This is a genomic window from Pseudoroseomonas ludipueritiae (genome assembly GCF_014490445.1).
GTDB lineage: Bacteria > Pseudomonadota > Alphaproteobacteria > Acetobacterales > Acetobacteraceae > Pseudoroseomonas > Pseudoroseomonas ludipueritiae.
The window spans coordinates 1-10424 of record NZ_JACTUZ010000157.1 but is presented as its reverse complement, the minus strand read 5'-3'; the positions used below and the strand labels follow the sequence as shown (position 1 = coordinate 10424).

Annotated in this window: 9 protein-coding genes and 1 pseudogene; 4 read left to right on the top strand and 6 right to left on the bottom strand. The window is 68.9% G+C overall.

Annotation, left to right across the window (positions count from 1 at the left end; translation table 11 throughout):
- Positions 1-236: pseudogene (locus IBL25_RS21635) on the bottom strand (hypothetical protein); the annotation flags it as partial.
- Between the two features lie 76 nt (positions 237-312).
- Between IBL25_RS21635 and IBL25_RS21630 the strand changes: the two are divergent.
- On the top strand, positions 313-1146 hold the full coding sequence (locus IBL25_RS21630; RefSeq protein WP_187780566.1) for a substrate-binding domain-containing protein: 834 nt from the start codon (positions 313-315) through the stop codon (positions 1144-1146).
- 41 nt (positions 1147-1187) lie between these two features.
- Here IBL25_RS21630 and IBL25_RS27390 read toward each other — a convergent pair whose 3' ends face one another.
- The 5 genes from IBL25_RS27390 to IBL25_RS21610 all read right to left on the bottom strand — a co-directional run bounded on the left by IBL25_RS27390 (position 1188) and on the right by IBL25_RS21610 (position 5305).
- On the bottom strand, positions 1188-1313 hold the full coding sequence (locus tag IBL25_RS27390; RefSeq protein ID WP_255722668.1) for a hypothetical protein: 126 nt from the start codon (positions 1311-1313) through the stop codon (positions 1188-1190).
- Between the two features lie 40 nt (positions 1314-1353).
- Complete coding sequence (mobA, locus tag IBL25_RS21625; RefSeq protein WP_187780565.1) at positions 1354-1983, bottom strand: molybdenum cofactor guanylyltransferase MobA; 630 nt, start codon at positions 1981-1983, stop codon at positions 1354-1356.
- The gene (gene fdhD, locus IBL25_RS21620) at positions 1967-2866 is read right to left on the bottom strand and encodes a formate dehydrogenase accessory sulfurtransferase FdhD (RefSeq protein ID WP_187780564.1); all 900 of its coding nucleotides are present in this window, start codon (positions 2864-2866) and stop codon (positions 1967-1969) included. Before fdhD ends, mobA begins: the two co-directional genes overlap by 17 nt.
- 50 nt (positions 2867-2916) lie before the next feature.
- Positions 2917-3672, bottom strand: a complete 756-nt coding sequence (locus IBL25_RS21615) for a Bug family tripartite tricarboxylate transporter substrate binding protein (protein WP_367615662.1) — start codon at positions 3670-3672, stop codon at positions 2917-2919.
- A 313-nt stretch (positions 3673-3985) separates the two neighbouring features.
- Positions 3986-5305: an NtaA/DmoA family FMN-dependent monooxygenase gene (locus IBL25_RS21610; RefSeq protein ID WP_187780563.1), complete on the bottom strand. Its 1320-nt coding sequence runs from the start codon at positions 5303-5305 to the stop codon at positions 3986-3988.
- A 406-nt stretch (positions 5306-5711) separates the two neighbouring features.
- Here IBL25_RS21610 and IBL25_RS21605 point away from each other — a divergent pair, with 406 nt between their 5' ends.
- The 3 genes from IBL25_RS21605 to IBL25_RS21595 all read left to right on the top strand — a co-directional run.
- Entirely contained in the window at positions 5712-7919 is a 2208-nt protein-coding gene (locus tag IBL25_RS21605) for a TonB-dependent siderophore receptor (protein ID WP_367615661.1), read from the top strand.
- A 29-nt stretch (positions 7920-7948) separates the two neighbouring features.
- Positions 7949-9364: a YncE family protein gene (locus IBL25_RS21600; protein ID WP_238940580.1), complete on the top strand. Its 1416-nt coding sequence runs from the start codon at positions 7949-7951 to the stop codon at positions 9362-9364.
- 75 nt (positions 9365-9439) lie between these two features.
- Positions 9440-10424 (top strand): class I SAM-dependent methyltransferase (locus tag IBL25_RS21595; protein WP_187780562.1); only part of this gene is annotated, 985 nt, incomplete at its 3' end.

Sequence of the window (10424 nt, the reverse complement as noted above, 5' to 3'; positions counted from 1 at the left end):
AAGCCGCCCGGCCCCACCACCGCTGCCACCGCGTCCAGCGCCGCCGCTTCCAGCCCGGCCTCCCGCAGCACCTGCTGCGCCAGCAGCGGCAATTGCGTGGGCTGGCCCCGCGCGCCATCCACGCCGGCGCGCGCCAGCACGCGCCCATCCGCCCATACCGCCGCCGAGGCCCTCGCCAGGGCGCCATCCACCGCCAGGATTCGCATGCGGCGGCCATAGGGCGTGCCACCGCGCAAGTCCACCGCTTCCCCTGGGCAAGCCCGCCGTGGAAGTGTTGTGGGCGAGGAAACGGCTGCCAAAGGAAGAAGCACCATGCTCCGCCGAAGCCTGCTTTCCGCCCTGGCGGCGGCACTGGCCTTGACCCTGCCGCCCGCCGCGCCCAGGGCGCAGGAGCGCAGCATCACCGTGGCTTCCACCACCTCCACCGAGCAGTCAGGGCTTTTCGGCCACATCCTGCCGGCCTTCACCAAGGGCAGCGGCATCGCGGTGCGGGTGGTGGCGCTGGGCACCGGGCAAGCGCTGGACGTGGGGCGGCGCGGCGATGCCGATGTGGTCTTCGTGCATGACCGCGCGGCGGAAGAGGCATTCCTGGCGGAAGGCTTCGCCACCCGCCGCCACCCGGTGATGTACAACGACTTCGTCCTGGTCGGCCCCAGGGCGGACCTGGCCGGCGCCAGGGGCGACGACATTGCCACGGCGCTGAAGCGCATCGCGGAAAAGAAGGCGCCCTTTGTCTCGCGCGGCGACCGCTCGGGCACCCATGCGGCGGAGTTGCGGCTGTGGCAGATGGCGGGCATCGACCCCGCCACGGGGCGCGGCGCCTGGTACCGCGAGATCGGCCAGGGCATGGGCCCGGCGCTGAACACCGCCGCCGCCTCGGGCGCCTATCTGCTCAGCGACCGTGGCACCTGGATCAGCTTCCGGAACCGCCAGGACCTGCGCATCCTGACCGAGGGCGACAAGCGCCTGTTCAACCAGTATGGCGTGATGCTGGTGAACCCGGCCCGCCACGGCCACGTCAAGGCGGCCGAGGGCCAGGCCTTCATCGACTGGCTGGTCTCAAAGGAAGGGCAGGATGCCATCGCCGCCTACCAGATCGATGGCGAGCAGCTCTTCTTCCCCAATGTCGGCGAGCCCAATGGCTGAGACCACCAGGGATGGCCGGAGAAAGCCCGCGCCGCCCTGCCTCAGGGCCGGGCGGAGGAGCCGGACAAGGCTTCCCGCGCCCCGGGCCACATGCCCTGGTCCAGCACCCAGGCGGCAACGGCGGCAAGCAGCGCGGCGGCCACGACACCGCTGAGGAAGGCTTTCATGGAACGGGCATTCTCCTGGCCGCAGCTTGGCCTGCCCAGGCTAGGGGGCTGCCGCGCCGCCGCGCAAGAGCACTTCGGCCTCGGCCAGCTCCTCCGGCGTATTGGCGTTGAAGAAGGGGTCCAGCGGCGCATCGGACCATTCGGCGCTGGCGCAGCCGAAGCGGGCGGTCCAGCGGTCGATCTTGCGCTCATCGGCCAGCAGGGCGGCGCGCAGCTCCTCCCGCAGCGCCACGGGCCAGAGGCCGATGGGCGGATGCGTCCAGCCGCCGGAGCGGGCGCAGGCCATCGGCACCCCCGCCGCCTGTCGCGCCGCGTGCAGCCGCGCCACCAGGTCATGCGGGATGAAGGGCGAATCTCCTGGCACGGAAACAACCCATTCAAACCGGGGATGGTGTTCCGCTGCCCAGTCCAGCGCAGCCAGCACGCCCGCCAGGGGACCGGGGTAGTCCGGCACGCCATCCGCCGCCACCGGCAGGCCGAAGCCCGCGAAGCGCGCGGGGTCGCCATTGGCATTCAGCAGCAGCGCGGAAACCTGCGGACCCAGCCGCGCCACCACATGCGCCAGCAGCGGCCGGCCGCCCAGTTCGCGCAGCGGCTTGTCGCCGCCACCCATCCGCCGCGCCAGCCCGCCGGCCAGCACCACGCCCAGGGTGTCAGGACTTCTCGGCATCGCGGCTGTTCTTGCGCCAGTGGCGGGCACTTTCTTCCTCGACGTAATGCAGGTCGGCATCGAAGACGATCCGCTCCTCCCCCGCCAGAGCGGTGAAGCGGCGGCCCTTGCAGCGGCCGATCAGCGTCAGCCCCACCTCCCGCGCCAGCTCCACGCCCCAGGCGGTGAAGCCGGAGCGTGAGACCAGGATGGGAATGCCCATCCGCACCGTCTTGATCACCATCTCGGAGGTCAGGCGGCCGGTGGTGTAGAAGATCTTGTCAGCCCCCGAGACGCCCTCGCGGAACATCCAGCCGGCGATCTTGTCCACCGCGTTGTGGCGGCCGACATCCTCCATATAGGCCACCGGCTGGTCCTGGAAGCAGAGCGCGCAGCCATGGATGGCGCCGGCTTCCAGATACAGCGTCGGCAGCGTGTTGATCCGGTGCAGAAGGCGGTACAGCCAGGACGTCCGGATCTCGGCTGACACCGGAAGCCGGGCCTGGGAAAAATCCTCCATCAGGTCGCCGAAGGCGGTGCCCTGGGCGCAGCCGGAGGTCAGGGTCTTCTTCTTCAGCTTCTGCTCGAAATCGGTGCGGCGCTCGGTGCGCACCACCACCACGCCCAGATCCTCGTCATGGTCGATGGCGGTGATGGTATCGTCCGGGCGCAGCATGTTCTGGTTGAGCAGATAGCCCAGCGCCAGGTCCCCGGGCCGGTCGGCGATGGTCATCATCGTCACGATCTCCTGCCCGTTGAGGTAGAGGGTCAGCGGCCGCTCCACCGTCACGCTGGCCTCCACCCGCGCGCCGGTCTGGTCGATGCCCGCCACGCGCCGCGTCAGGCGCGGGTCGGAAGGGTCGGGGCGGACGCGCAGAGCGGAAAGATCGTCTGGCAGGGACATGGCTGAGGAAGAGATGCGCCCGCGCGGCCGCCGCGGCAAGGCGCCAGGGCTCAGCCCAGCGTGGCGCCGGCCAGTTCCACCAGTTCCTTCCAGACATCCTGCTGTGCCCCCAGAAAATCCAGGCATGCCCCAGGCGAAGCATCGGAGACCGGGGTGAAGCCCAGCGGCTCCAGCCGGGCGCGGTAGGCATCGGAGGTCGCCACCTGCCGCACCGCGCGGTGCAACACCGCCAGGCGCTCCTCCGGCGTGCCGCCGGTGGTGGTGACGGCGTACCAGGTGTGCATGTCGATGCCGGAGCCCGGCAGCAGCTCCGCCATGCCCGGCACCTCGCGCAGCTCCGGCACAAAGGGGACGCGGCCCGCGCTGCCCACCGCCAGGGCGCGGAAGCGGCGGGCGCGCAGATGCGGCATCAGCGCGGGGATCACATCGAACATCATGTCGATGCCGCCCGCCCGCAGGTCCTGGATGGCGGCGCCGCCGCCGCGATAAGGCAGGTGGTCGATCTCGATGCCCGCCGCGCGGTTCAGCGCCGCCAGCATCAGGTGGCTGGCCGAGCCGGTGCCGGAGGAGCCCATGACGATCCGCCCCGGCTTCTGCCGCGCCGCCGCGACCAGTTCATCGAAGCTCTGCCAGGGGCGCCCGGCATGGACCACCAGCAGCAGCGTGCCGGCGGCGATGCGCGAGACCGGCGCCAGGTCCACCAGCGGGTCGAAGGGCATGGATTTGGGAAAGAGGTATTTGTTGGCGGCCAGCAGGGTGGCGCTGCCCAGCAGCAGCGAATAGCCATCCTTCGCCGCCCTGGCCACGTTGTCGCCGCCCAGGTTGCCTGGCGGAGCCGCCCCGGTTCTCCACAGCCACCCCCTGCCCCAGGGCCGGCGCCAGCATCTCCGCCAGCAGCCGCCCGGTCAGGTCCACCGCGCCGCCCGGCATGAAGGGCAGCACCAGCCGCAGCGGGCGGGCGGGGAATTCCTCCTGCGCCCGTGCCAAGCGGGGCGATGCCAGCGTGGCAAGGGGCATGGCCAGGAGGCTGCGGCGGCGGGGCATGCTCGGATCTCCCGGTGCGTTGAGGTCGGGGCCACAACGCACCAGCACCGCCGATCTATGCAGAAGGCGGCGGCCTCAGAATTCCAGCAGGTTCTCGCGGAAGGTGGCATGGCCATAGGCGCGGCGCGTCAGCCCACGCGCCTGCAGGGCAGGCACCAGTCCATCCGCCACTTCCGCCACCACGCGGCGGGAAACATCGCCCATGGAGAAAAGGAAGCCGTCGCCGCCCACTTCCTGCATGACCTCCGCCATCCGGCCCGCCACCGTATCCACCGTGCCGCAGAGATCGACCGAAAGGCCGGTGCCGCTGTAATCGGTGAAGGCCTGCCGCAGCGTCTTGCCGCCGGCGCCCATCTTCTTCAGCGTGTCGAGATTCTGCTGGTGGCCATTGGTGCGCAGGGTCTCGTCGATCGGCTTGTCCAGGTCCATGCCGCCGAAATCGATGTTGGTGACCTTGCTGAAATGCGCGAGGCGCTGCGCGATCTTGCGGTCGGCATCGGCGATGCGCTGCAGGCGGCGCAGTTCCGCATGCTCCGCGCTTTCGCCGATGATGGGGTTGATCAGGAAGAGCACCTTGATGCTGTCCGGATCGCGGCCCATGGCGGCGGCGCGGGCGCGGACATCCTCGCGGTAGCTCTTCATGGCCTCGATGCCCTTCGGATTGGCCACAATGGTCTCGCCATGCGTGGCGGCGAATTGCCGGCCGCGGGGGGAGCCGCCGGCCTGGGCGATCACCGGCCGCCCCTGGATGCAGGGGCCGGAATTCAGCGGGCCGCGGGAGCTGTACCACCTGCCCTTGAAGTCCACCGCATGGACCTTGGTGTGGTCCACCAGCACGCCGCTTTCCCGGTCCGCGACAATGGCGCCGGGCTCCCAGGAATCCCACAGCGCATTGACGCAGGCCATGTATTCATCGGCCATGTCGTAGCGAAGGTCGTGTTCCGGCAGCCCCTCCAGCCCGTAGTTGCGCGCCGCCAGGTCGGAACTGCCGGTCACCATGTTCCAGCCGGCGCGGCCGCCCGAGACCTGGTCCAGCGTCGCGATGATGCGCGCCAGCAGATAGGGATGGTGCGTGAAGGTGGCGAGCGTGGTGGCCACGCCGATCCGCTTCGTGGCGGCGAAGAGCAGCGTCGCCACCACCGAGGGGTCCTGGCGCGGCACGGAGAGCCCGTGCTTCAGGTAGATCTCGCGCGAGCCGCCATAGGCTTCCCCGACATAGGAACTGTCTTCGAGCAGGATGTAGTCGAAGCAGGCGCGCTCCAGCGCGCGGGCCATGTCGATGAAGAGGTCGGGATGCCTCCAGTCCTGGCCGATGCTGCCGGTCCAGGGCTCATCCCAGGCCTGCACGCTGGAGCCTTGCAGGAACCAGCCAAGATGAAAGGGGCGCTGCGCCATTCGTCGTCTCCGCTCGGGCACGCCAAGCCAGGCATGCCATCCAGGCCGCCGCGCCACCTTCCCCGTCCCGCGGCTCTGCGACCGTCTTGACGGCGGCAGTCTTCCCCATGCGCCGCAGCCTGGCAATCCACCGAAACGAATGGTTCGGCTCAAGTTTTATGTGAACTTTCTGTAATTTTCGGGCGCTTCATGGTGACCGCTTCCATGCCACCCTGATGGGAGCGAAGCGATCCAAAGGCTCCTGTCATCGGCAAAACATTGAAAACCATGATCATCCTCACGCGGCACCTGTCAGCGCCGCAACAAGATCGTTTCGATTTCCCTTTGAGTTCAGGCGGATGCGCCTGGGTTGCAAGGCTGTAATCAAGATGGCATTTGCGAGTAATTCTTAATTTCAGGTACAGCCGTGACCCGACGTTCCTTGAGCACTTCCGTTTCTCGCCCCGCCCTGCTGGCCAGCCTGGCCCTGGCTGCCGCAGCACCCGCCGCAGCACAGAGCACGATCGTGCTGCCAGAGGTCGAGGTGGTCGCAACGGCGGAGCAGGAACTGAAGCAGGCCCCCGGCGTCTCGGTCATCACGCGCGAGGATATCCAGCGCCTGCCGCCCTCCAACGACATCTCCGAGATCGTGCGGCAGATGCCGGGCGTGAACCTCACCGGCAACAGCGCCTCCGGCCAGTACGGCAACAACCGCCAGATCGACCTGCGCGGCATGGGGCCGGAGAACACGCTGATCCTGATCGACGGCAAGCCGGTGCGCTCCCGCAACTCGGTGCGCATGGGCCGCAGCGGCGAGCGCAACACGCGCGGCGATTCCAACTGGGTGCCGGCGGAAGCCATCGAGCGCATCGAGGTCATCCGCGGCCCCGCCGCCGCGCGCTATGGTTCGGGCGCCGCGGGCGGCGTGGTGAACATCATCACCAAGGCACCGACCGACAAGCTGTCCGGCTCCATCACCGCCTATACCAATATTCCCGAGGATGGCGACGAGGGCGACAGCCGCCGCCTCGGCTTCAACCTCGCCGGGCCGCTGGTGGATGATTTCTCCTTCCGCCTCTACGGCAATATCGCCCGCACCGATGCCGATAGCCTGGACCTGAACCGGGATTTCGCCGCCTCCCCCGGCGCCGTGCCGCCGGCGGGGCGCGAGGGCGTGAAGAACCGCGACATCAATGGCCTGCTGCGCTGGGACCTGGCGCCGCAGCAGGTGCTGGAACTGGAACTCGGATACAGCCGCCAAGGCAATATCTATGCAGGCGACCGGGCCGTGAACAATACCGGCAGCGAGCTGCTGGCCAAGCTGGCTGATGAGGGCGCCGAGACCAATGTGCTGGAGCGCTACACCGCCTCGCTGGCGCATCGGGGCGATTTCGGCTGGGCCGATACACGCACGCTGTTCCTTTATGAAGGCACCATCAACAAGCGGCTGAACGAGGGCCTGGCGGGCAGCGCCGAAGGCAGCATCAACACGGAGAGCGGCTTCTCCACCGCCACCCTCAACAACTACACGGCCAATACCGAGATCAACATCCCGCTGGAGCTGCTGGCGCCGCAGCGCCTGACGCTGGGGGCCGAGGTCTTCGTCGAGAACCTGAAGGACCCCTTCGCGGTCACGCAGAGCACCGCCACCGGCGGCAGCATCCCCGGCATTTCCGATGGCCCGCGTGCAACCAGCGCCCGTGCCGAGACCTACTCCCTCTTCGCCGAGAATAATATCTACGCCACCAGCCGCCTGGTGCTGACGCCAGGCGTGCGCTTCGACCACCACAGCGAGTTCGGCTCCAACTGGAGCCCCAGCCTGAACGCCTCCTACGAGTTGTTCGACGGCTTCTCGATCAAGGGCGGCATCGCGCGCGCCTTCAAGGCGCCCAACCTCTACCAGACCAATCCGAACTACATCTACTTCACCATGGGCAATGGCTGTCCGGTCAATTTCCCCAGCCTCGGCTCCGGCTGCTACGTGGTCGGCAATCCTGACCTGAAGGCCGAGACCAGCCTGAACAAGGAAATCGGCGTTTTCTACAACAAGGACGGCTTCAGCAGCAGCCTGACCTATTTCCACAACGACTATGAGGACAAGATCGTCGCCGGCATGGTGCCGGTGGGCCTTGCCAGCCGGCGCGGCCGCGTCTTCCGCTGGGAGAACACGCCGGAAGCGGTGGTGCAGGGCCTGGAAGGCAACCTGCTGGTGCCGGTGAGCGAGACGATCTCCTGGAACACCAACTTCACCTACATGATCCAGAGCGAGGACAAGAGCACCGGCCAGCCGCTCTCGCTCATCCCCGAATACACGATCAACAGCACGCTGACCTGGCAGCCGAGCGAGGAGCTTTCCTTCACGGCGGGCCTGACACATTACGGCAAGCAGGAAGCCCGCACCCTCACCGGCACCGGGGCGGCCGCCGAGGGCTCGGAGCTGTGGGACCGCGACCCCTATTCGGTTGTGGATATCAGCGGCAGCTGGACCTTCACGGAGAATACCCGCATCACCGCCGGCGTGAACAACATCTTCAACAAGCAGCTGTTCCGTGAGGCCAATTCCTCCGGCGCCGGCGCCAATACCTATAACGAGCCTGGGCGCTCCTACTTCGTCAGCCTGACGGCCTTCTTCTGACCTCCCCCTCCCGACCAGCAGGACAACGCATGATGCGACGCTTCCACACCCAACCCCGCCTCGCCGCCCTTGGGCTACTGACGGCCGGCTCGCTGCTGCTCGCCGCCGGGGGGGCACTGGCGCAGGCGCCCTTCAGCGCACTGGATGCCGCCGCCAATGCCCAGGTGCGCTTCGCCGCCACCGAGCGCGGCAAGCCCATCCTGGCCGGCAGCGAGGTGGCGGTCTCCGGCCAGGGCTTCCGCCCCGGCCAGAAGGTGACGCTGCTCTATGGCACCGCGCCGCTGCCCAATGGCGTGCTGGAAGCCGACAAGGACGGCAAGATCGAAGGCCGCATCACGGTTCCGGCCGATGCCACCGTGGGCAGCCACCCGATCGTCGTGGTGGCGCAGGGCCCCTATACCGCGGCGCTCGCCCCGCTGAAGGTCTCTCCCAGCATCCCGCTCTCCGGCCAGGCCAGCTACGCCACGCAGGAAGCGAAGGTAGCGCGCGGCCTCTACCAGTCCGCCTATAGCGCCAAGAACAACGCGCTCTTCGTGACCTCCGCCATCGGCCGCCCGCCGGTGCGGCAGTCCGAGCTGCTGAAGCTGAACCCCGAGACGCTGGAAGTGGTCGCGCGCGTCACGCCGCAGCCTGCCCCGGCGCGGCAGGGTGGCCAGGCGGATGCGGGTGTCTATGCCGTCTATGGTGTCGGCGTGGATGATGGCAACGACACCGTCTGGGTCAGCAATTCGCGACAGAACACCGTGGCCGTGTACCGCCAATCTGACCTTTCGCTGGTGAAGCAGTTCGCCCCGGGCACGGTCTATCATGCGCGGGACGTGCAGATTGACCCGGCGCTCAACAAGGCTTTCGCCAGCGCCACCTTCAAGCCGGAAGTGGTGGTCTTCGACACCGGTAAGCTGGAGGTCGCCGCACGCATCGAGATCGCCTCCCGCGCGCGGGGCGGCACCTTCTCGGCCGCCAGCCTGTCGCTGGATGCCAGGGCGCAGCGGCTCTACGTCGTCAGCAACACCACCAATGAGGTGGCGGTGATCAATACCCGCACCAACGCGGTGGAGAAGGTGCTGCCGGTGCCGGGCGCGCGCGGCGCCATCGGTGTCTCGCACGATCCCGAGACGGACCGCATCTTTGTCGCGGCCCAGGGCAGCGACAATGTGGTGGTGCTGGATGGCGCCAGCGGCAAGGTGTTGGCCGATACGCCGGTGGGCGCCGGCGCGCTGAACGTGGCCTTCGACCCCGCCCGCCGCCATGCCTATGTCGCCAGCCGCATGGCCGGTACCGTCACGGTGGTGGATGTGGACGGCAAGATCGTCGCCAACCTCGGCCCGGCGCCGCTGGCCAACCATGTCTCGGTCGGCCCGCGCGGCACGGTCTATTCCGTGGACAAGTCCGCCGGCGTGCTGGAGGCGGAGAGCGACACCATCCTGCGCATCCAGCCGCGCTGACCTGACCCCAACTCCCCCGCGGCTCGCGCGGCGTGGTCCTGACCACGCCGCGCTCTGTTTCCCGGACCATGCAGCATGACGGACGGCTATATCGGCGACATCGCCTATCCCGCGGTCTTTCACCGCGAGATGATGCCGGCCTGGCTGGATGCCGTGCTGCGCGGCCTGGGCCAGCCGGCGCCGGATTTCGCCGGCCGCTTCCGCTGGTGCGAGCTGGGCTGCGGCGCCGGCCTCAACAGCCTGGCCGTCGCCGCCTGCCACCCGCAGGCCGAGGTGGTGGCCTTCGATATCGACCCCGCGCAGGTCCGCGCCGCCCGCGCCGCGGCAGAGGCCGCCGGGTTGCGCAACATCGCTTTCCACCAGGCCGGCTTCACCGAGATCGCGGCCGCGCCCGAGGAACGCTTCGGCCAGTTCGACGCCATTGTCACGCATGGCGTGCTGTCCTGGATCTCGGCGGCGCAGCGGCAGGCGGCCATGGCCTTCATCGCCCGCGCACTGCGGCCGGGTGGCGTGGCCTATGCGCATTACATGACGCATCCCGGCATGTCGGCCGCCGCCGCCGCGCAGCCGCTGCTGCGCCGCCACGCGGAAACCCTGCCCGGCGATTCCACCCAGAAGGCACGGGGCGCGCTGCAATTCCTGTCCCGGCTGTCGGAGGCCGGTGCCGGCTATTTCGCGGCGCATCCGCAGGAGCGCCACCGCCTGCAAGCGGCCTTGCGCCAGGATGACCATGCCCTGGCGCATGAGCTGCTGCCGGCGCATTGGCAGCCCTTCCATATCGGCGAGATGATGGCCGTCTTCGCCGGGGCCGGCTGCCGCTATCTTGGCAGCGCCACGCCGGCGGAGAATATCGATGCCGTCTGCCTGCCCGCCAGGACGCGGCCGCTGGTGGCCGGCCTCACCGATCCCGTGCTGGCCGAGACGGCGCGCGACATCGCCCGCAATCAGACCCTGCGCCGCGACCTCTACATGCGCGGCGGGCAGCCGCTGCCGCCGGATGCGCATCTGCGCGCCCTGGGCGGGCTGGGGCTGGCAGCGCTGCCGGGCGCGCCGCGTGGCG